General features: G+C 59.9%; 19 protein-coding genes. 6 read left to right on the top strand and 13 right to left on the bottom strand.

The window, feature by feature from the left end; translation table 11 throughout:
• Positions 1 to 233 precede the first annotated feature (233 nt).
• The gene (locus ACIPIN_RS27600) at positions 234 to 623 is read left to right on the top strand and encodes a hypothetical protein (protein ID WP_401124433.1); all 390 of its coding nucleotides are present in this window, start codon (positions 234 to 236) and stop codon (positions 621 to 623) included.
• Positions 624 to 630: 7 nt separating this feature from the next.
• Here the strand turns inward: ACIPIN_RS27600 and ACIPIN_RS27595 are convergent, their stop codons facing one another.
• Positions 631 to 1,617, bottom strand: a complete 987-nt coding sequence (locus tag ACIPIN_RS27595; protein ID WP_401124430.1) for a GlxA family transcriptional regulator — start codon at positions 1,615 to 1,617, stop codon at positions 631 to 633.
• 109 nt (positions 1,618 to 1,726) lie between these two features.
• Here ACIPIN_RS27595 and inhA point away from each other — a divergent pair, with 109 nt between their 5' ends.
• Positions 1,727 to 2,425 (top strand): isonitrile hydratase, encoded by a 699-nt coding sequence (gene inhA / locus ACIPIN_RS27590; protein WP_401124428.1) that lies wholly within the window; start codon positions 1,727 to 1,729, stop codon positions 2,423 to 2,425.
• 527 nt (positions 2,426 to 2,952) lie between these two features.
• Here the strand turns inward: inhA and ACIPIN_RS27585 are convergent.
• Both ACIPIN_RS27585 and ACIPIN_RS27580 read right to left on the bottom strand, forming a co-directional pair.
• Positions 2,953 to 3,312, bottom strand: a complete 360-nt coding sequence (locus ACIPIN_RS27585; protein ID WP_401124426.1) for an ArsR/SmtB family transcription factor — start codon at positions 3,310 to 3,312, stop codon at positions 2,953 to 2,955.
• Positions 3,299 to 3,757 carry an SRPBCC family protein gene (locus ACIPIN_RS27580; RefSeq protein WP_401124423.1) on the bottom strand — a complete coding sequence of 153 codons (459 nt, stop codon included), beginning with the start codon at positions 3,755 to 3,757 and terminating at the stop codon, positions 3,299 to 3,301. Before ACIPIN_RS27580 ends, ACIPIN_RS27585 begins: the two co-directional genes overlap by 14 nt.
• A gap of 183 nt (positions 3,758 to 3,940) precedes the next feature.
• On the opposite strand from ACIPIN_RS27580, the gene ACIPIN_RS27575 reads away from it, so the two are divergent.
• Positions 3,941 to 4,330, top strand: a complete 390-nt coding sequence (locus ACIPIN_RS27575; protein WP_401124421.1) for a GFA family protein — start codon at positions 3,941 to 3,943, stop codon at positions 4,328 to 4,330.
• A 162-nt stretch (positions 4,331 to 4,492) separates the two neighbouring features.
• On the opposite strand, the gene peaD is transcribed toward ACIPIN_RS27575, so the two are convergent.
• The 4 genes from peaD to peaA form a co-directional block, all read right to left on the bottom strand.
• The gene (gene peaD / locus ACIPIN_RS27570) at positions 4,493 to 5,611 is read right to left on the bottom strand and encodes a quinohemoprotein amine dehydrogenase subunit beta (RefSeq protein WP_401124418.1); all 1,119 of its coding nucleotides are present in this window, start codon (positions 5,609 to 5,611) and stop codon (positions 4,493 to 4,495) included.
• A gap of 38 nt (positions 5,612 to 5,649) precedes the next feature.
• A complete protein-coding gene (qhpC, locus tag ACIPIN_RS27565; protein ID WP_054596428.1) occupies positions 5,650 to 5,973 on the bottom strand; it encodes a quinohemoprotein amine dehydrogenase subunit gamma in 324 nt (107 codons plus the stop codon).
• 1 nt (position 5,974) lies between these two features.
• A complete protein-coding gene (gene peaB / locus ACIPIN_RS27560) occupies positions 5,975 to 7,405 on the bottom strand; it encodes a quinohemoprotein amine dehydrogenase maturation protein (RefSeq protein WP_401124414.1) in 1,431 nt (476 codons plus the stop codon).
• 81 nt (positions 7,406 to 7,486) lie between these two features.
• Positions 7,487 to 9,067, bottom strand: a complete 1,581-nt coding sequence (gene peaA / locus ACIPIN_RS27555; RefSeq protein ID WP_401124413.1) for a quinohemoprotein amine dehydrogenase subunit alpha — start codon at positions 9,065 to 9,067, stop codon at positions 7,487 to 7,489.
• A 314-nt stretch (positions 9,068 to 9,381) separates the two neighbouring features.
• Between peaA and ACIPIN_RS27550 the strand changes: the two genes are divergently transcribed.
• Both ACIPIN_RS27550 and ACIPIN_RS27545 read left to right on the top strand, forming a co-directional pair.
• Positions 9,382 to 10,044, top strand: a complete 663-nt coding sequence (locus tag ACIPIN_RS27550) for an HAD family hydrolase (protein ID WP_401124410.1) — start codon at positions 9,382 to 9,384, stop codon at positions 10,042 to 10,044.
• Between the two features lie 155 nt (positions 10,045 to 10,199).
• Positions 10,200 to 11,690 (top strand): aldehyde dehydrogenase family protein, encoded by a 1,491-nt coding sequence (locus ACIPIN_RS27545; protein WP_401124408.1) that lies wholly within the window; start codon positions 10,200 to 10,202, stop codon positions 11,688 to 11,690.
• 83 nt (positions 11,691 to 11,773) lie between these two features.
• Here ACIPIN_RS27545 and ACIPIN_RS27540 read toward each other — a convergent pair whose 3' ends face one another.
• The 5 genes from ACIPIN_RS27540 to ACIPIN_RS27520 form a co-directional block, all read right to left on the bottom strand.
• Entirely contained in the window at positions 11,774 to 13,069 is a 1,296-nt protein-coding gene (locus ACIPIN_RS27540; RefSeq protein WP_401124407.1) for an NAD(P)/FAD-dependent oxidoreductase, read from the bottom strand.
• On the bottom strand, positions 13,066 to 13,743 hold the full coding sequence (locus tag ACIPIN_RS27535) for a S8 family serine peptidase (RefSeq protein ID WP_401124406.1): 678 nt from the start codon (positions 13,741 to 13,743) through the stop codon (positions 13,066 to 13,068). Before ACIPIN_RS27535 ends, ACIPIN_RS27540 begins: the two co-directional genes overlap by 4 nt.
• The gene (locus tag ACIPIN_RS27530) at positions 13,733 to 15,451 is read right to left on the bottom strand and encodes an ABC transporter ATP-binding protein (RefSeq protein WP_401124404.1); all 1,719 of its coding nucleotides are present in this window, start codon (positions 15,449 to 15,451) and stop codon (positions 13,733 to 13,735) included. The genes ACIPIN_RS27535 and ACIPIN_RS27530 overlap by 11 nt, the downstream gene beginning before the upstream one ends.
• A complete protein-coding gene (locus ACIPIN_RS27525; protein WP_401124401.1) occupies positions 15,451 to 17,355 on the bottom strand; it encodes a sigma-54-dependent Fis family transcriptional regulator in 1,905 nt (634 codons plus the stop codon). Before ACIPIN_RS27525 ends, ACIPIN_RS27530 begins: the two co-directional genes overlap by 1 nt.
• 237 nt (positions 17,356 to 17,592) lie before the next feature.
• Entirely contained in the window at positions 17,593 to 18,348 is a 756-nt protein-coding gene (locus ACIPIN_RS27520) for a class II aldolase/adducin family protein (protein WP_401124399.1), read from the bottom strand.
• Between the two features lie 174 nt (positions 18,349 to 18,522).
• Here ACIPIN_RS27520 and ACIPIN_RS27515 point away from each other — a divergent pair, with 174 nt between their 5' ends.
• The gene (locus ACIPIN_RS27515; RefSeq protein ID WP_401124397.1) at positions 18,523 to 19,479 is read left to right on the top strand and encodes a LysR family transcriptional regulator; all 957 of its coding nucleotides are present in this window, start codon (positions 18,523 to 18,525) and stop codon (positions 19,477 to 19,479) included.
• A gap of 11 nt (positions 19,480 to 19,490) precedes the next feature.
• On the opposite strand, the gene mrdA is transcribed toward ACIPIN_RS27515, so the two are convergent.
• A complete protein-coding gene (gene mrdA / locus ACIPIN_RS27510) occupies positions 19,491 to 21,383 on the bottom strand; it encodes a penicillin-binding protein 2 (RefSeq protein ID WP_401124395.1) in 1,893 nt (630 codons plus the stop codon).
• Between the last annotated feature and the right edge of the window lie 299 nt (positions 21,384 to 21,682).

The following is a 21,682-nucleotide window of genomic DNA, read 5'->3' as shown; positions in this document are numbered from 1 at the left end:
ACTTCGTTTACGGCGTGCTCAAGTCGGGTCAACCCTTTGACCCGAAACTTGCGCTTGCCCGGTGAGGCTCAAGACGGTATCTACGGATTTGCGTAGGAGCTGCCGCAGACTGCGATCCTGGCGATCCCACATCCTGAAATATGCGGTTGCACGCCAGCCATCCGCCTCATAACATCGCCCCCTCAACGGGTACAGCGGAGCTGTTCAACAAAACCCGCATTCAAGGAACCAGAATGACCCAGCGCATCCAATGCAGCATCAAAGCACCTCCCCGATCGGGCCTGAACCGGGATCAACTCTGGGAATCCGAAGACAAAGGTCTGATCAAATGCTGGGAAATCGGTCGCGAACGTGCTGCTAAATTCCCCGATCTTTCAAAACGCTGCCTGGCCGGCGAACTCCCGGTACTCGGCTGGAAAGGTGGCGTCAGCCGCAGCCTGAAGAAACGCGACAAGTTCGGCTCCCTCAAATACCTCGCCCAATGGCAAGGCCTGCGCGGTGAAGACCTTGACATCGACCTGACTCAGGAACGGACGATGACCTGCTCCAGCACCAGAATGGTCGTGACCTTCACCCCGGACCGCTCGAAATACTTCAACCAGCCGTCAGAAATGGAAGCCTAGGGGCGACTCAAGCCTCCTCAACAACACTCTCCCGTGAAAACCGTTCGCGGTACGCCTGCGGTGTCACGCCCATGGCCCGCAGGAAACTGCGGCGCAGGGTTTCTTCGCTGCCGAACCCGCATTGCACGGCGATCCGCTTGATCGGCACTCCGGTGTCGCTCAACAGCCGCCGTGCAGTTTCGACGCGGATCAGTTCGATGGCCCGCGCCGGGGTCTGGCCGGTGTCGGCGCGATAGTGCCGGATGAAGCTGCGTTCGCTCATGCCGGCTTGTAAGGCCAGCGCCGGGATACCGAGGTCCAGGCTGAGGTTTTCGGCGATCCAGGCGTGCAGTTCATCAAAGCGGTTGCCGTGCTGTTGCAGGTCCAGGGTTACGCTGAACTGTGACTGGCCACCCGGGCGCTTGAGGAACACCACCAGTTGCCGGGCAACGGCCAACGCCATTTCTCGCCCGAGATCCGCTTCCACCAGCGCCAACGCCAGGTCGATGCCGGCCGTGACCCCGGCCGAGGTCCAGACCGGGCCGTCGTTGATGAAAATCGGGTTGGGTTCGACCCGCAGTTTCGGGTGCTTTTGCGCCAGCTGATCGCAACGGGTCCAGTGGGTGACCACCCGACGACCATCAAGCCAGCCGCTGGCGGCCAGTAAAAATGCGCCGGTGCACACCGACGCCACGCGCCGGGAAACTGCAGCCTGCTGGCGCACCCAGTCCACCAGCACAGCGTCTTCGACCGCCGCATAAACACCCCAACCGCCAGCGATGATCAGCGTGTCGGAAGGTCCGCCCGGCAACGGTTCGGCCAGCAATGCCAACCCGGCCGAGGACATCACCGCCCCGCCGCCATCGACAATTACCGTCGGCGCATAGGGCTGTGGCAACCCTCGCTGAGCGGCAATGTCGTTGGCCGACGCAAACACCTGCAACGGCCCGGTGACATCAAGCAGTTGCACATTGGCGAAGGCCAGCACATGAATGGTTTTCGGTGAGTTCGACATGATTGGCGTAATTCGAGGGCTAATTGGCGTATGCGCCAAATCCTACGAGCATACAGTCAAACCGTCCACCCGAACCGGGTGTGAGCATGCAGACCAAGGAGATAGCGTCATGACGTTGCAGATCGGTTTTCTATTGTTTCCACAGGTGCAACAACTGGACCTGACCGGACCTTACGATGTTCTGGCCTCGCTGCCGGACGTGAAGGTGCATTTGATCTGGAAGGACCTGATCCCTGTGACGGCAAGCACCGGCCTGGTCCTGAAGCCGACCACGACATTCGATGAGTGCCCGGACCTGGACGTGATTTGCATCCCCGGCGGTAGCGGCGTCGGAGCATTGATGGAAGATCCGCAGACCCTGGCGTTCATTCGCAAACACGCCGCCAAGGCACGCTACGTGACCTCGGTGTGTACCGGCGCATTGGTGCTCGGCGCCGCTGGATTGCTCAAGGGCAAACGCGCGACGACCCACTGGGCCTACCATGAGTTGCTGAGTCTGTTGGGCGCCATTCCGGTTCGGGATCGGGTGGTGCGCGACGGTAATCTGCTGACCGGTGGCGGGATCACCGCAGGGATCGATTTTGCCCTGACCCTGGCCGCTGAGTTGTATGGCGATGACGCCGCGCAACTGGTGCAGTTGCAACTCGAATATGCGCCCGCACCGCCCTTCACCTCGGGCGACCCGCACACCGCGCCCAAAGCCGTGCTCGAAGAAGCTCAACGCCGTACGGCGGCGGCGCGCGCTCAACGCACGCAGATCACCGAGCGTGCAGCGGCACGGCTTGATAAAGCGTTTGGTCAGGTCTGAAACAGACTTTTACAGCGCCCATAAAAAAACCCGCCAAAGCGGGTTTTCCAAGACCATGACGACATCCTGTCGCTGCGTTCCTTGCAAATGGTCGATCATCCATGACCCTGAGCGCGTCCTGCGCTGCAGTTGATGGAGTCAGATTAGGCCTGAAACCAATAGCGCAAAAGACGACATAGCATCGACCGTGCGTAAGCCATTGGCTATGCATCAGGTTAAGCCCCAAGCGGCCATTTCCTGCAGACGAAAAAAAACCCGCCGAAGCGGGTTTTCAAGACCATGACGACATCCTGTCGCTGCGATCCTTGCAAATGGTCGATCATCCATGACCCTGAGCGCGTCCTGCGCTTCAGTTGATGGGTGTAGATTAAACTTCGGATCCAATCTGAAACAGACGACATCGTTACCATCGCGTGTAAGATATTCGCCATTGCAGCACTTCCGAAAACCCTTAGAGCCGTCAGGTCTCAAGCACCTGAGTCGCAAGTATTACGTCAGATAAGCTTCAAACAGGGTGGGTCCGTTCATTACTCGACAAAGGATTTCAAATTCTTCAACGCGTGGTCCCACTGCTGGCTGATGATTTCCAGCGAGCGGCGCGCCTCGTCCAGTTGCATCGGCTCGAAGACCCACCGGCGCTCACGCCCTAGTTTGGTGTCACGCACCAGACCGGCGTCCGCCAGCACCCGTAGGTGTTTGGTCACGGCCTGGCGGCTGATGTCGGTGCCCGCGGTCAGTTGCGCGATCGACATCGCCCCCCCGCCGCACAGCACGTCGATCAGCCGCAGCCGGGTTTCGTCGCCGAGTGCGGCGAAGGTCAGCGCCGAGCGGCCCAGCGCAGTGGCGGCCGACGGTACATCCAGTGTTAAGGCGTCAGGGTGCGGCAAGGTACGTCTCGATGTTGGTCATTTGGTCATCCCAGCCCCGACTGTTCATGCGGAAGGCTTTGAGACGGCGCTCTGCCGGAATGTTATCGAAACCTGACTCCACGACCTTCAGCAAAGTGCCGCCGTCCATGTCTTCGAGCTCGAACAGCACCAGGGTGGTGGGCTCCGACGAGTAGTCCATGTCCGGCTCCACCGCATACGGATGCCAACGGAACGCAAACACCCGCTCGGGCTCGACCCGCGCCACCTGAACGTCCCAGACCAGATGTTCATAGCCTGGATAAGTGATTTGTCCCTGGGTTCGCTCACCGGCGACAAAGCGTTTGCCATCGAGCGCAACGCCAAACCACTTGCCGAAGAGTTCGGCATTGGCCAGAGCGCGCCAGACCGTAGAGCGTGGAGCCTTGAGCAGGATCTTTCTTTCGATGCGATCTGATGAGTGCATAAGTCACCTCCTTTGATGAACACTAGGCCTGGATGGTCGGATGAGCAACCTATGAGTTGCATTAAACAAGTATGCCCCGCCAATACGAGAGCCTTTATGAGCTCAACACCCCCGGTTAACGGTGGTAACGTCCACACTCTACCGCTCGTCAGTCAGCCCATCAGACCCGTGAAGGAACACTCGATGAATACACTCCACGGCAGTTGCCTGTGCAAGGCCATCGCCTATGAACTCGACAGCCTAGACATGCCGATCAGTCATTGCCATTGCCACACCTGTCGCAAGGCGCATGCGGCGGCGTTTGCTTCGACGGCCGGGGTCATGCGTGAGCATTTTCGTTGGACCAGGGGTTTGGAGAAGTTGTCATCCTTCGAGTCCTCACCCGGCAAGCTGCGACACTTCTGCTCCCAGTGTGGCTCGCATCTGATGGCCGAGCGTTTGGCTCAGCCGCATGTGATCGTGCGGGTGGCGACGCTCGATGATGATCCAGGGATGACGCCGCAGGCACACATCTGGACCTCTCACGATGTGCCTTGGCTGGCTTATGAAGGGATTGCCAGGAAGGTGACCTGAGTTGCCCGGTTCCCGGGGCTTGATGCTCGAGCGTCTGTAAGGGCCTCTTCGCGAGCAAGCCCGCTCCCACATTAGATTTTCGGTGCACACAAAATGTGTGTACGACCGAGATCCAGTGTGGGAGCGGGCTTGCTCGCAAATGCGTCCGCTCAGACGCCGCCGCTACCGAACAAACACCTGCGCCGTGGTGATCGCCATGTCGCCGCCCGGCATTTTGATGCTGCCGATTTGTTTCAGGCTCTCGGCATCAAAGATCGCCACGTCATTGAAGGTCCCGGCCAGGTAGATCTTGCTGCCGTCCTTGTTGAAGGAAATGCAGTAGTAGGAGTGATCCAGGTTCGTCGCCTGAAGCAGCTTCTTCTGTTTGATGTCGTACTTGGCCAGACGATTGAGCACGCCAAACATCAGGTTCGGGTCCTTCGGCGAACGCATGCCGCTGAAATAGATTTCGATCAGCGGGCCGAAATCGGTGGTTTCGGTCTTGCCGGTTTTCAGGTCGATGCTGAACAAGCCGTAGAGGTTTTCGGCAGTGGCCGGGTCCTGCTTTTTGTCCTTGAATTTCGCCGTGGTGTAGAGCAGCGAGAAGTCATGTCGGTACGTCTGCTGGTTCCACACGTAGAGCACGTCCGGTGCGCTGTAGTTGGGACGTTTCCAGTGACGGCTAGGGATCAGCACGTCGAACTTGCCGGTTTTCACATTGACCTTGTAGATGTCCGCACCGGCCACATACAGCGTGCCGTCATCACCGCTTTGCATGATGGTCAGCTGCCGCGGTGCCGGGAAGCTGCGCAGCGGTTTGGCGCTCATGCCAGCATCTGTGGCGTACACATCCAGCCGTGGCGGCTGCACTTCATAGTGGTCATTGAGCATCAAGGTCGGGTTGGCGACGGTGTACAACTCCTTGCCGTCGTGGCTGAGGGTGAACGCGAACATCGAACGTGCCTTCTCCCCCGGTTGCTGGGTGATGCTGGCGTGGAACACCTGTTTGCAGCTGTCGAGTTCGACGCCGTAGATGTCCGCGTAGTGGTTGTTCAGCACGTAGGCGGTCTTGTGATCCGGCGACAGTTGAATGGTGCCGGGGCCAAAGGCGTCCGGCAGTTTGCAGGTCTTGTAGAGGCTGTCGGTTTTAAGGTCGATGACGTTCAGGTTGTTCGGGTAATTGGTGGTCAACATGTATTCGTGACCACTTTGAAGCACGGTGTTTTCATCGGCCAGAACGCTGAGTGAACAGACACTCAGGATGGCGGAAGCGGCCAAGCCGCAGGCATTGATGTGTCGCATGCAGGAATCCTTCTTCTGTTCCGCTATTTTTTTTCGGGCTATTTGTCTTTTGGGAAGACTGTGCCCAGGTTGCGCCAGCTCTCGTTGGAGGCTTGGGCGTCCTTGTTCCAGTCCGGGTAGGTGCTCATCATGTCCGGCACCTGGGCCGGCCACCAGCACGGGTCGGAGCAGCCATAAAGGTCGGCTTCCATCGGCTGGCACAGCGACGACACACCGCCAAAGGCGTCGATTTCCCAACCCGGGTCGGTGGTCGAGGCGCAGCCGGCGACGGAACTCATGGCCACCACTTCTTCGATACGGTTTTCGGCCGCGGCCTGATCGAGCTTCTGGGCTTTGTTATTGATTGCCTTGAGATGTTTCATATCAGTGAGCCTTGCGCGGAGTGATGTAACCGCTGATAAACGCAGGGTTGTGAGCCATGATCCGGGTGTAGACCTCGATGCCGAAGTCGACCCAGTCACGCATCAGTTCGCAGTAGTGATAGGTCGGGTGAGTCGGGTCGCCATAACGGGCGTAGCTCTCGTGATAGCAGCCGCCGGAACACAGGTTGCGGATCTGGCAGTCTTCGCAGCCGGTGTTGGTCCGGTCCAGGCGCTGGGACAAAAAGTCGTTCAACTCGACCTGCTTCACACCGCTGTGGACGTTGCCGAAGGTCGGCAATGACGAGCCGGTGAAACGGTGGCACAGGTTGAGTTCGCCCTTGTGGTCCACCGCCAGCATCTTCAGCCCGGCACCGCACGGCAGGGCTTTTTTGTGGCCCTCATGGATGTCGGTGATCAGCTGGTGCAGGTTGGAGAAACCGATGTTGCGGTGCTCCAGCGCTGCTTCCAGATAACGCCGACCGAGCTTTTTCATGTTGGCAAAGACTTCGATCAGCTCGTCGCTGGACAGGTTGAAAGTGCTGATGTCGCCCGAGGTCACCGGGGCAAAACCGACTTCAGCGAAACCCAACTCGTTGAACAGGTGATCCCAGATGGTTTCGACATCGGTGACGCCGGTGGTCAAGGTCACCCGCGCACCAACCGGGCGGCTGTTGTAGCGCGACAGCAGCATCTCGGCCTTGCGCCGCACCACGTCATAAGTGCCCTGCCCACCCACGGTGATGCGGTTGCGGTCGTGCACGGTTTTCGGTCCGTCGATGCTCACCGACAAGCCGAAGCGGTGGGCGTTCAGGTAGTCGACCGTTTCCTCAGTGAGCAGCGTGGCGTTGGTGGTCATGACGAATTCGACGAACTTGCCGGCCTCGCGAAACCGCTTCTCGCAATAGTCGACCATGTACTCGATCAGCTTGCGGTTGCTCAGCGGCTCGCCGCCGAAAAACACCACGGTGAAACGCTCTTCGTCAGGGGATTCGCGCAGCAGCATTTCCACCGACGCGACAGCGGTGTCGACGTCCATCTTCTTGCCGGCTGACGGCTTGTCGAGATCTTCCTTGTAGCAATAGGTGCAGCTCAGATTGCAGCCGGTATTGACGTTGAGCACCACGGTATTGATCGCCGTGCGTTCGACCCGCTTGGTGCCGATGTCCGGGGTCAGTGGCGAACCGTCGCTGACCAGTTCCAGGGAGATCAACTCACGCAGGGTTTCGGTGATTTCTTCACCGTTGAAGCGTGCGGCCAAGCGCTGGATCAAGTCCTCCGAAGAACAGCCAGGACCACGCAAGGTATCGATGATGGTGCCGGTCAGCTCATCACTGGCGAACAGCGAACTGCTGGGAATGTGAAACAGCATGCGGTCGGCATCGACGTGCACTTCGTGCAGATTGCGCTCGACCAGATTCAAAATAGCGCCCATTACAACCTCCTGTGCAAACCCCGCTTGGCGAGGCCTGCGGTCATTCCGAAAAAGTGTCTGAAACGGTTGCGTTCAGCCAACTCAAGGAATGGGTGGATTGTTCCAGCGTTGCACGGTGACGATCATATGGCCCTCGCCAGTCAGGGATTTCCCTGCGTCGTCGACGGCGGCGATCACCTTGAGGTTGCCGGCGTTGTTGGTGGACATTTTGCGTTGCGGATTCGGCCCGGCATCGCCCGGAGTGAACACGCCGCTTTCGGCCTGCATGGTGCCGGCAAACTTGACGTCCTGGTCTTCCTTGGCGCGGTCGTCGAAGGCTTCAACCTTCCACTGCGCCGGGAACACACCAATGCGATACGGCTTGCCATCGGCACCGTTGCCCCAGGCTTCGGCGTCAAAACGGCCCTGGACTTTCGGTGTCGAACCGCCGCCCTCGCCGATCCGCGCTACCGAGAACTCCGGCACCACCTTGACCTCGGCAATCTGGCTGTAGACGGCCAGCGTCGCGCCTTTCAAGTTGCCAATCGTGACCTCGCGTGTGCCTGATTTGGCATCGGCGGCCGCTTTGACTTTGACCTTGATGCGCTCTGGACTTTGCTCCAGCACTTGCGCCACCTCCACGCCTTTACCGAAGTTCGGCGTGCCTTGCAGGCCGCTGCCAATCAGGGTCACCTCGGTTTCGCTACCGGCCTTCAGGTAACCCGGCTGCACCGCCAGCAAACGGCTGGAACCTTGTTTGGCGGCGATAAAGTCGAGGCCGCGTTCATCGTGCTCGGTTTCGAACATCCGGCCTTGCAGTTCAGTGCCCTTGGCGGCAAACACCTGACGCATGACCACGCCGTCGATGGTCACGTTGCCGCGCCATTCATAGCCGCTGTAGAGGATGGCGCTGCCGTCGCCATTGAACGGGCTGCCATCGGCATATTGGCCTTTGACCGTGACCTTGAACTGGTCGGCGCCCGAGGCGCTGACGCTCATTACACCGGCCAGTTCGCCCTTGCCCGGCAACTGACCACTGAAGCTCCAGTCACCCACCAGCGCCTCGGCCTTCGGAGCGGTTTTCTGCCAGTCTTTCCAGGCCGGGTTGTCCAACGGATAGCGCTTGGCCAACAGCGGCACCATGTCTTTACGGGCAATGTCGAACCAGTCACGGTCGCGGGCCAGCGCCTGGTATTCCAGGGACGGCCATTGGCCAAGGTGGAAGTTCACCAGACGTTCCCACTCCTGGGCCGGCCGGCGTTGCAGGGCGATCCGCGCACCGGAGTGGCAGCGACCGCACATCTGGCTGGTCTGGTCGTCGAAATGCTCGGCGGTATTGAGCCGGCGCTCCAGCGCGTAACGCACGCCATCGGTTTCGCTCGGTGCCAGGCCCTGGGTATCGGCGAGGTATTTGACCAGTGTCCGACGGTCCTCATCACTGATCTGCAAACCGTGCATGGTCTGCATCCGGGCGATGCTCATCAACCAGCCTTCGGGGGTTTTACGCTGGTGGCTGATACGGCTCAAGGCATTGCCGGCTTCGGGGGTATGACAGCCCTGGCAGGTTTCCTTGAGGATAGTTTGCGCGTCACGCGCGGCCATGCTTTGCGGAGCATGCAGGGCAGCACATGCAGCGAGCGCCAGCAGACTGGCGCTCATGCCTGATCGGAGTTTTCTCTTCATCAACGTCGAACCTCGCACGGTGCTTTCTTATTTTTTTGAATGATCGTTTTTATGGTTTCTGCCGTCAGCGAACGGGTCGCTGGCGGAGGCAAGAGAAACGTCTGCGAAGGAGCAATACACGGAGCGTGCCAGCTTATAAATAGTCTTTAAAATCAGATAATTGGCGATAAATAGCGACTTTTAATCACGGCTGAAAAACGTGAGCGGCGTCTAATATCGCGACAACTGTTGCACTCTGAGACGAGCATAGATGACGCCCTGCGTATAGGATGGCCAGCTATCCGCTTAACCGCTTCAGCTACGGGAACTGCGCCATGCTCAATGCTTTGCTCTTCGACCTCGACGGCACCCTGACCGACACCGATGCGCTCCATTTGCTGGCGCTGCAACAGCTGTTGCTGGAGGAGGATGGCCGAGTCTTCAGCAAAGCCGAGTTCGAGGCGCATGTGAGTGGCCAGGCCAACGCCAACATGTGCCGCTACCTGTTTCCGAACCGCTCGGTGGCCGAGCGCGAAGCGTTCGCCGAACGCAAGGAAGTGCGCTTCCGTGAACTGTCGCCGCAACTGACGCCGATTGCCGGGCTGGTGCGTTTACTCGATTTCGCCAAGGCTCAAGGCATTGGCATCGCCGTGGTGACCAACGCGCCACGGGCCAATGCCGATCACATGCTTGAAGCTCTGGGCCTGCGTGAGCGTTTCGAACATATCGTGGTCGCCGAGGAACTGCCCCGCGCCAAACCCGATCCTCTGCCCTACCTCACCGGCCTCGAACGTTTGCACGCCAGCGCCGAGGTGACTCTGGCTTTCGAAGACTCGATCCCCGGCCTGACGGCGGCGGTGAAAGCCGGGATCTTCACCGTAGGCCTGGTGACCAGCCAACGCCGCGAGACGCTGCTGGCGGCGGGTGCGCATCTGGTGATCGAGGACTTTAACGATCCACAACTGTGGGCAGTGATCGACCGCATGTTGAGCCGCTAACGGCTTTATCTGTCTCACTCACGTCTCAGTTTGGGACAGTGCAGCGCGCTCCAGTCAGCTGCTTTTTGCACTGAACCCCGCTAAACACAGCCTTTCGGCAAACTGGCACAACCGTTGCGAAAGACCTCGTCACACGAACAAGACGAGGTCTCACCATGCCGCTCCCTTATCTGCTTCCTGCCGTTTCGGCTTTCATCCAGCGTGCCCCGCGCATGCTGATCGGTGCTGACTGGGTCGAGGCCGCCGACGGCCAGACCATGCCCCTGCACAACCCGGCCACCGGCGAAGTGCTGTGCGTTGTACCGAAGGCTACTCCAGACGACGTTGATCGCGCCGTGCTTGCCGCGCGTCATGCGTTCGATGATTCGGCCTGGACCCGCACCCGCCCTCGGGAGCGGCAAAACCTGCTGTGGAAACTCGCAGATCTGATGGAACGCGACGCCGAATTGCTCGCGCAACTGGAATGCCTGAACAATGGCAAAAGCGCGGCGGTGGCGCAGGTCATGGACGTGCAGTTGTCTATCGACTTCCTGCGCTACATGGCCGGTTGGGCGACCAAGATCGAAGGTTCCAGCGTCGAAGTCTCGCTGCCATTGATGCCGGACGATCAGTTCCACAGTTTTATCCGTCGTGAAGCAGTGGGTGTGGTCGGCGCCATCGTCGCCTGGAATTTCCCGCTGCTGCTGGCCTGCTGGAAACTCGGCCCGGCCCTGGCGACCGGTTGCACCGTGGTGCTGAAACCTGCGGATGAAACACCGCTGACCGCGCTGAAACTCGCTGAGCTGGTGCTGGAAGCCGGCTACCCGAGCGGGGTGTTCAACGTAGTCACCGGTACCGGAATCACCGCAGGTTCGGCGCTGACCCACAACCCGTTGGTGGACAAACTGACCTTCACCGGCTCCACTGCCGTCGGTAAGCAGATCGGTAAAATCGCCATGGACTCCATGACTCGGGTCACCCTGGAGCTGGGCGGTAAATCGCCGACCATCGTCATGGCCGATGCCAACCTCAGCAGTGCCGCCGCTGGGGCGGCCAGCGCGATCTTCTTCAACCAGGGTCAGGTCTGCTGCGCAGGTTCGCGGCTCTATGTGCAGCGCAAGCATTTCGACAATGTGGTGGCCGACATTGCCGGCATCGCCAACGCCATGAAACTCGGCAACGGCCTGGACCCGAGCGTTGAAATGGGCCCACTGATCTCGGCCCGCCAGCAAGCGCGGGTGTTCAACTATATCGAAATGGGCCGTGAAAGCGGCGCGACCATCGCCTGTGGCGGTGAGCAATTCGGCCCTGGGTTCTTCGTCAAACCAACGGTGATTGTCGACGTCGATCAAAAACACTCGCTGGTTCAGGAAGAGATCTTCGGCCCGGTGCTGGTGGCGATCCCGTTCGATGACGAAGCCGATGCGCTGCGCATGGCCAATGACAGTCCGTATGGTTTGGGCGCGAGCATCTGGTCCAACGACCTGGCGGCCGTGCACCGGATGATTCCACGGATCAAGTCCGGTTCGGTCTGGGTCAACTGCCACAGCGCCCTCGACCCGGCATTGCCGTTTGGTGGTTACAAGATGTCTGGCGTGGGCCGGGAGATGGGGTATGCGGCAATCGAACATTACACCGAGTTGAAGTCGGTGCTGATCAAACTCTAAACACCCCCCGTAGGAGCTGCCGAAGGCTGCGATCTTTTGATCTTTAGAGGTGGACGCCAAAAGATCGCAGCCTTCGGCAGCTCTTACGGTCGGAAACCCTGCCCCAACAACCAACTCCTGACCATCCGCCCCTGCTCCACGGTCAATCCGGTCAGCGCTTGTTCGGTGGGCTCGGTTTGCAGGCGGCGCAGCAACGGCGCCAGCTCCACCCCTTGCACATGCCAGATGCCCAATGGCTGATCCGCCGTGATCACCACCTCGGCCTCATCGACAAATCCATCGCGCAACACCGGTGCGCGTTCAATGCTCAGAGACGCAAAGTCTGCGGGTACATGAGCAAGTTCGCTGTCCGGCCACTGCCGGCGCGCACGCCAAAATGGTTCGTCCTGCCAACGCAACTCATCGGCATAAAAGTCCCGGCCAATGCGCGCGAACCGCAAAAACAGCTGCTCGACCCGCTGTTGATGAAAGCGCTGAGCCAACACCGCCCGCTCAGATTTACGCAGCAAGGTGTTGATCACCACCGGCGCCTGCAACGCTGAGGATAGGGATTGAAAGATGCCGTTTCCCGACAGCGGATCAACCGCCATGGCCGCATCACCGACCCGAATCCAGTTGTCGCCACAGACCTGCGGATTGAGAATCGCCGTGCTGCTGCGGGCGTGCAGTTGCAGATCGGATTCAGGCTGCGCTCCAAAAAACTCAACGGCCAACGGCGAGTCCTGACGGCGCTGGCGGCAGTAGTCGAGCAACTGCGCCTTGCCCGGCAACTCGGCGCTGGCCACGTCCACGGTCAACTGCCAATAACACTGACCATCGGCCCGCCGCGCCATCCAGACCCAACCGTCCTGCAGACTTTCCACTGCGCTGGCGGTGCTGCCGGGCGTGCCTTGCCAACGGTTGAGCAGGCTGACCGTCTCCGGTCCTCGTTGTCCTTTGCCAAGCGCCGGCGCCTGACGACCGCGTGCTTCCACCAGAAACCCGGTGTTCAGCTCACCATGACCTTCGACCTCAATCCGATGACCCGACGCCTGGGAGTGAACCGCCAGCACCCGGCCTTCGATCAGCTCGACTCCGGCCAGGCGCAAGTCCTCACGCAGGCCTCGATCAAAGCTCGGCCGATCCAGTAGAAACTCGATGTTTTGCGCATGCTGCTGACCGTTCCACGACACCTGCCGCTGCGACGGCAACGCAGCCTCTACCAGTGCCTGATTCAAACCGGCGCTGCGCAGGGCTTCGAGCACCCGCTGCGAGACGCCTTCGAGCGCCGCGAAACGCCGCCAATCGCTGATCAGCGTTACCGCATAACCCAGCCGGCGCAGACCCAATGCCACCGCCGCGCCCGCAGGCCCGGCGCCGAGAATCAGGATTGCACTCATTTCCAGACTCGCCGCTCGGGGCCACGATAACGGGCGTTGTCCCGCAGCCATTCAAGGATCTGCGTATTGCTCGCGTCGAGGTGTCCGGCAAGGAAATTGGCGATATGTCCGGTCAACGCCGCACAACCGAGACTGGCCCCGGATTGTCCTGGGTACGTGCCCTGAACGCAGGCAGCAAAATCGGCCTGCTGGCTGTTGAGCCACGACCATTCGTGTTCGCCGCAGCGTGCATCGCCGGTCACCCGCAACACCTGCGGGTAACTTGCGGGGTATACGCCCTCGCCTTGTGCCGGGCTCGACGCGCACAGCAAAACACCACGGGCCAACGCCGCCGAACAGGCTTCACGCAGCAGGCTGCGGTCCTGGCGCAAGCCCAGGCTGAGGTTGATCACCCGCACGTCCTGCGCCACCAGCCAATCGATCGCCGTGGCGATTTGCAAGGCGCTGGTCACCCCACGCTGGTCGAACACTTGCGCCACGCAAAACCGTACCGAGGCAGCACGCCGACTGATCGCCTCGACCACTGCGCTGCCGTGGCCGAGCGGATCGTCACGCAGCTCGTCTTCGGCGAGCCCGTCCTCGACCAGATAAAACCGGCGCCCGGCACTCACCTGGCCGCGTTGCGCCACGGAGTGTCCGCTGTCGACCACGCCAACCCTTAGCTCAAGCTTCATGCAGCACCTGCACTGGTGTCAGCACACCGTCAAACAACTCAAAGCGCAAATCGGCATCGGCCAGGGTTGAGGGGCGATGGCTGATCAGAATTCGTGTACGTCCGGCAAACAGTCGGTCGATGGCCTCGATGACTTCCCGTTCAGTGGCCTCGTCGACCGCCGAGGTGGCTTCATCGAGTACCAGAATCAGCGGGTCCTGCAACAGCGCACGGGCGATGGCGATCCGCTGTTTCTGCCCGCCGGACAACTGTTGGCCACGCTCGCCCAGAGGACTGTCGAGGCCTTCGGGCAGGGACGCGATCAAGCTGTCGAGCTGCGCCAGCCGTGCCACTTCGGCCACCGCCTCACGGCTGGCATCCGGCACCGCGTAAGCAAGGTTATCCGCCAGGCTGCCGCGAAACAGCACAATGTCCTGACTGACCACGGCGATCCGCCGACGCAGTTCGAACAGCGCAAGCTCACGCAGGTCGATCCCGTCCAGCAGCACCCGGCCGGACTGCGGGTCGTGGTGCCGTTGCAGCAGATCGATCAGTGTCGACTTGCCAACCCCGGAGCCACCACTCAGGGCAACTTTCAAACCGTAGGGAATACGCGCTTCGATCCCGCGTAAAGTCACCGGGCGCCCCGGATGACTGAAATGCACCGCTTCAAAACACAGTTCGCCAGAGCTGGGCATTGGCTGTGGCGTTACCGGCGTGACGACGCTCGGCTGTTCACCGCGCAATTCCATCACGCGGCCGAGGCTGACGGTCATCCGTTGAATCGCCACATATAACCCGAGCAAGCTCTGCACCGGCCCGACCGCCATCCCCAGATACGTCGAAAATGCAATCAGCGCGCCGAGCTGCCAGGTGCCCTGCACCACCCAGTAACCACCAATCAAAAACGCACAGGCCCGCGACAACGAAGTCAGTGTGCCGGGCACTGCCTGAGTGAAAAACTCGGTGACTTGCAGGCGCAACAACTGGCTCATGTAGCCTTGCCCCAGAGTCTCGAGGCGCCGCGCTTCGCGTTGCTGCTGGCCGGCGGACTGGATGAATTTCATCACCGGCAGGGTTTCGACCATGAACGAGGACATGTCCGCCGAACGCTCGCGCAACTGCCGCACATCACGCTCGACCTTACGCCGCATCCAGCGCAGCCAGAGCACGTCCAGCGGGATCAACACCAACGCCAGCAGCGAAAGTTTCCACGACAGAGTCAGCAACATCGCCACCGCGCAGACCAGGCCGATGACGCTGGAAACCGCCGAGAACAGCGAGTCGACGGCAAACCGCTGGATCTCCGCGACGTCACCGTCGAGGCGTGACATCAGGTCGCCAATCCGTCGTTGCCCGTAGAAGCCTGGCGACAAGGTCTGCAAGTGTCGATACAGGTCATCGCGCAGGGCAAACAGAATGCGCCCCGACAACCGCGTGTGCAGGTAGCGATTGATCCCCGACAACGCAGTACCGAGCAGTCCGGCGACGATCATCAAACCGGCGATCAGCACCAGCATGGAAAAGTTGTGCGCCAACAGTCCATCGTCGATCAGCAACTTGGTCAGCCAAGGCTGCACCAACACCAGCAACGAGGCGCACACCGACAACCCAAGCAACCCGGCTATCGCCAATCGATGCGGGCGCACGAAGCCATAGAGCCACGCAAGCGCGGCGTCCAGTGCCTGGGGGTTGTGGCTGTCGACCAGCCTGACGATCAAGCGACGCATCAGCTGCGCAACTGTTTGAGTTTGCGATACAGCGTCGCGCGGCTGATACCCAACGCATCGGCAGTGGCCGAAACGTTGCCATGATGACTGTCGAGGGACTGTCGGATCAGCTCCAGTTCGTTCTCGCGAATACTGCCGGAGGACGAACGCTCGCAGGCATTCAACTCGTCGAGCATGCTGTCGGGCAAGTGTTCCAGGCTCAGCATGGTTTCACCGGGCTCGCGCATGGCCAGGGCGGTACGCAGCACCATCTCCAGCTGGCGGATGTTGCCCGGCCAGTGGTAACCGGCGAGCAGACTGCTCAGGTCCTCTTTGAGCTTGACCGCAGGCGCATCCAGTTTGCCGAGCAAGCGGTTCACCAACTCACTGAAATCATCGCGCTCACGCAAGGCCGGCAGCATCACGCTGATGCCATTGACCCGGTAGAACAGGTCTTCGCGAAAGTGTTTGTCCTCGACCAGACGCTTGAGGTCGCGGTGAGTCGCACAGATCAGTGCAACGTCGATATCTTGCTCTTCACCCGCCCCCAGCGGTGCGACCTTGCGGTCCTGCAACACCCGCAACAGGCGCGCTTGCAGTGCCAGCGGCATGTCGCCGATTTCATCAAGGAACAGCGTGCCGCCATGGGCCTGTTGCAGCCGGCCGATCATCCCGCCCCGCCGTGAACCGGTGAACGCGCCTTCACGATAGCCGAACAGTTCCGACTCGATCAGGCCTTCGGGGATCGCCGCACAATTAACCGCGACGAAGGGTTTGTCGCAACGGCTGCCGGCCATGTGCAGCGCCCGTGCGATGACTTCCTTGCCGGTGCCGGTTTCCCCCAGCAGCAACACCGGCAACTCATTGGCCAGACCTTGCCGGGCCATGCGCAACGCACGCGCATAACGCGCATTGCTGCCGGCCAGTGATTCGAGATCGGGTTGGGATTTTGGATTTTTGGCGCCACTGCGCGGGGTGCTGCCGACATTGATCGAGCGCTGCGGCGCACGCAGGGTTTTGTAAAAGAATTCACCTTTGGCGGTTTGCAGACTGCCGATCCCGCCTTGTTGCAGACGCGCCAGCAGTTGCAGACCATCGACCCCGAGAAACTCTTCGCAACGGCGGCCGACCAAGGCTGATCGCTCGGCGTTGAGCAACTGACAGGCCTGAGCACTCACCGCCAGAATCTGCCCGCCGAGGCTCACCGCCAACAGACCTTGCCAGGGCGATTCGAGGTACTGCCGACGGCTGTGGAAGGCCAGCACAATCTGTTCGGGATAACTTGCGTTAAACACCCGGCTTTCAATCTGGCTGACTGCCATGGCCAGCAACGCGGTACTGTCATGCACCCGACCCAGTGGGCCTTCGCGGGTCAGATCAAGTACGCCAAGGATGTCGCCCTGAGGGCAATGAATCGGCACCGAGGTGCAGGAAAAATCGCTGAGACGATCGAGGTAATGTTCGCCGCAGTCGATCAACGTCGGCCGGGCTTCCACCAGTGCAGTGCCGAGGGCGTTGGTGCCGCGTACAGCTTCGCTCCAGCAGGCGCCCAGGGTGATGTCTTGCAGGCCACTGCCCTTGAGTCGGTCGGCGCGGCCTTCGACCGCGAGAATGGTCGCGTCGGAATTGGCGAGGATGATCAGCCCTTCCTTGCCCTGACGCGCGGCCAGGTAATCGATGGCCGGCATCGCGGCGTCGATCAGCAAGCGATTGCTCGCCAGCAACACCTCAAGGCTGGCGCTCGATTCCAGCGCCAGCTCGTGCTTGCCATTGAAGTGCACGCCATGGCTCAAGCTGCGCCGCCAAGAGGCATCGATTTCAGCGCGCAACACCCCGCTGGGGACTTCGCCTTCAAGGTGAAGTTTCTCCCGGGCCAGCCGGGCTTCATGTTGCAGCTCTGGAGTTATTGTTTTTATGAGAGTCATCAAGCGCTCCGGATCGGTCCGCCCAGTCTCTGACCGGGTCACTTCCACATGCGACGAAGCACGCACGTCATGGGGAAATATCTACCCGGTTCAGATGGCAGTAAAGGGAAGTTTGCCCGATACCTCGGACAGCCCTTCCCTCAAGCAAAACCTGCGCCATGGGAAATCGGCGCCAGCGCTTATCTTTACGTTAACGTCAAGAGACTGGCAAGTGCCATAGAGCGACTGACTCGGTGTTCATGAGCAATAGGACTCGCGTTGCGACTCGATCAGGGTCAATGCCGCAGACCAGGCCAGGTCGATGATGTTCTCGGCATCGTCTTGCTCGAACTGTTCAGCCGTGTGAATACAGACTTCTGGCGACGGAAAATTCAGCTCACACCCCCCCGCCAACGCCTGAACCTGAGCTTGGCAGGCACGCTCCAGGAAGTAAATTTCCTGGAACGCATGGGCCACGCTGGCACCGCCCACCAACAGTCCGTGATTGCGCAGGATCATCGCCTTGTGCGGCCCCAGATCGGCAATCAGCCGCTCACGCTCGTCCAGCGACAAGGCAATACCTTCATAGGTGTGATACGCCAGTTTGCCGTAGAACTTCAGCGCGTGCTGAGTGATCGGCAGCAGGCCTTTCTTCTGTGCGGCCACCGCCATGCCCGCGGCCGTGTGCGTATGGATCACGCAGTTCAGATCGTGACGCGCCATGTGGATTGCCGAATGGATCACGAAGCCCGCGGTGTTGACCCGATGATCTGCGTACGCCGGATCGACAATTCGGCCCTGCTGGTCGATGCGCACCAGATCAGAGGCGCGCATGCGATCAAAGATCACCCCGTAACGGTTGATCAGGAAATGATGCTCCGGCCCCGGAATCCGCAAAGTGATGTGGGTGTCGATCAGGTCAGTCATACGGAAATGCGCGACCAACCGATACAGGGCCGCCAACTCGCAACGGGCCTGCCATTCAATGGTGTTCATGTGTTCAGGCTTATTCACCAACTCACCTCTTCTTGTGTGTGATGGCGACCGGGCGGCCCTTGGGCGGGCAAAGCCCAGACGCCGAGTATCAACAGCACGGTGTGCTTGTGGGCTTTATCGCGGCCGGGCTAGGATTAGTCAATTTTCAATTTCTTAACCTTACTATTAGCTTTGCTAATAGCAGGAATCTCTATGCCCTCCCCCCTCTCTCATTCCAGCCGACGCTTTCTCAATGACCGGCTCGACTGGAACCTGTTGCGCACGTATCTGGTAATCGCCCAGGAAGGCAGCATGAGCCGCGCCGCTGCGCGCCTGCACATCACACAATCAGCGGTAAGCCAGGCACTCAAGCGTCTCGAAGAACAGCTCGATTGTGTGCTGATTGCCCGCAGCGGCCGGCGCTTCGACCTCACCGAGACTGGCGAAGAAGTGTTGCGTATCGCGGCAGATATTTATGGCGATATTTCACGGTTAGGGACGGTGGTCGAGAGTCGTCACGATGATGTGGTGGGCAAGGTGCGGATCCTTACCATCAGCGGCATCCAGTCGGTGCACTACGATGAGTTTCTGGCGGACTTCCATGAAGGTCACCCGAACGTCGAGCTGGAAATCGAGGTGATGGGGAGCTCGGATATCATCAGTTCACTGCTGCAAAAAACTGCGACGGCAGGCGTTGGTCTATCCCGACTGCGCCAGCCTCGGCTGGAGCAACGCGTACTGTTTCGCGAGCGTTACGGGTACTTCTGTGGGCAGCGACATCGGCTGTTTGGGCAGGAGAACCTGACGCTGGAACAGCTCGCCGCCGAGCACTTCGTCAGCTTCACCAGTGACCAGTTGGGCGGTAATCTTTCACCGCTGACGCTGTTTCGCGACCAGCAGGGTTTTACCGGCAAGATCGTCGCATCATCGACCAGTTTCGAAGAGATTCATCGGCTGATTTGCGCAGGGTTTGGGATCGGCTGTTTGCCCGTTCACCTGGTGCGGCGAGATGTCGAGCAAGGGTTGCTGTGGCGTCTGCCACCTGAAGAGGGAGTGGTGGATCTGGATATTCGGCTGCTCTGGAATCGCGAGCAGAAAATGACTCAGGCCGAAACGGTATTCCTGGAAAGCTTCCAGCACCTGCTCGGCAGGCATGAACAGGTGCTGTAGCTTTCAGCGCTTCAAACGTGAGGATCGCCCGGCGTTTTGCTTGGGCTGGCGTATTGCGGCTTCAGGTGACCGTCCTTGTCCAGCAGCCACGCATCCATGATCTGCCGCACCACAGGGCCGGCCACACGGCCGCCGGCCTCACCGTTTTCGATCATCACTGAAATCACGATCTGCGGATGTTCGGCCGGGGCGAAACCGACGAACAAGGCGTTGTCGCGGTTACGCTCGCGGGTCTTCAAACGGTCGTAGCGTTCGCCCTGTTTGATTGCCACTACTTGTGCGGTGCCGCTCTTGCCGGCGATCCGGTATTGCGCCCCCACAGCTGCCGCACGGGCGATGCCGCGCGGATCGTGCATAACCATTTGCATACCGTGGTTGACCTGGTCCCAGTCGTGTGGATTCTTCAGCAGGATGTTGGGCATCGGATGCTCATCCACGGGTGCTACGCCATCGATCGTCTTGGCCAGATGCGGACGGTTCCACACGCCTTTGTTGGCGATCAGCGCAGTCGCCTGCGCCAGTTGCAGCGGTGTCACTTGCATATAGCCCTGGCCGATCCCGAGGATCACCGTTTCACCCGGGAACCACGGCTGGCGGTGAGTAGCGCGCTTCCAGGCCTGGGATGGCATCAGCCCGGCGGACTCTTCGAACATGTCCAGCGAGACCTTCTCGCCGAGGCCGAACTTCGCCATGTAATCGTGCAGACGATCGATGCCGAGCTTGTGCGCCAGATCATAGAAATAGGTGTCGTTGGAACGCATGATCGCTGCGTCCATGTCGACCCAGCCGTCGCCGCTGTGATTCCAGTTGCGGTATTTGTGGTCGAAATCCGGTAGTTGGTAGTAACCCGGATCGAAAACCCGTGTGGACGCCGTGACCACGCCCGTGTCGAGCCCGGCAATCGCCACTTCCGGCTTGATCGTCGAGCCCGGCGCGTACAACCCGCGCAGGACCCGGTTGAACAGTGGACGGTCAATGGAGTCATGCAGCGCCGCGTATTCCTTGAAGCTGATGCCGGTGACAAACAGGTTCGGGTCGAAACTCGGTTTGCTGACCATGGCCAGCACTTCACCGGTTGCTGGATCAAGAGCAACCACTGAACCGCGACGGTCGCCCAGCGCGTCTTCTGCCGCTTCCTGAAGCTTCACATCGAGGCTAAGCACGATGTTTTTCCCAGGAATTGGATCAGTGTGCTTAAGCACTCGCAGTACGCGACCCTGGGCGTTGGTTTCGACCTCTTCATAGCCGACATGGCCATGCAGCTCGGACTCGTAGAATTTTTCGATGCCGGTCTTGCCGATTGACTGGGTGCCACGGTACTCGACTGTATCCAGTGCCTTGGATTCTTTCTCGTTAATGCGCCCGACATAACCGATCGAGTGGGCGAAATGCACACCCAGTGGGTAGTTGCGAACGAACTGCGGCTCGACGTCGATACCCGGCAAACGGAACTCATTCACTGCCAATACGGCGATCTGCTCTTCGGTCAGCTCATAAAACAAGGTGACCGGAACAAAGGGATGGCGCGCCTGCTTCATCGCCTTGTCGAACAGCGTGCGATCTTCAGCGGGTAAATGCAGCAGACTGATCACCGAGTCCAGCTCACCTTTCACATCGTTCGCGCGCTCGCGGGTGATGGTCAGGTTATAGCTCGGCCGATTGTCAGCCAGCAGCACGCCATTGCGGTCATAGATCAGGCCGCGAGTCGGGGTAATGGGCAGGACGTGCACCCGATTGTTTTCGGAGATCGTCGAGTGATAGTCAAACTCGACCACTTGCAGAACGTACATGCGCACAACCAGTGCACAGGTGATGGCAACCACGAACAGCGCGCAAGACAACAACCGCTTGTTGACCAGACGCGTTTCTGTTTCATGGTCTTTGATCGGGATCGGTTCGGGCATTTCTACAGCAACTCTTTGACTGGGTTAAACGCCATTCCCTGCGCGTGACATCAGTCCATCAAAAAACGAGCTGCACCATACCAAAAACTGCGCGGCCACTTTGGGACTAATTTCCTGAGTGACTGTCCTTGACGGCCAAAACGACAGTCGGACGAGCTTCGGGCTCATCGTAAAAAGACACGGCCATGATCGAAGACCACTTTCTCGCAGGCAAAACAAAACCCCTACCTGCAGTCGCAGATAGGGGTTTCGGAATTTAATCTTGACGATGACCTACTCTCACATGGGGAAACCCCACA

It is taken from the genome of Pseudomonas sp. NPDC087697 (genome assembly GCF_044743155.1).
Taxonomy (GTDB): Bacteria; Pseudomonadota; Gammaproteobacteria; order Pseudomonadales; family Pseudomonadaceae; genus Aquipseudomonas.
The sequence above is the reverse complement of the archived record's forward strand: the minus strand, read 5'-3'. Positions and strand labels throughout refer to the sequence as shown.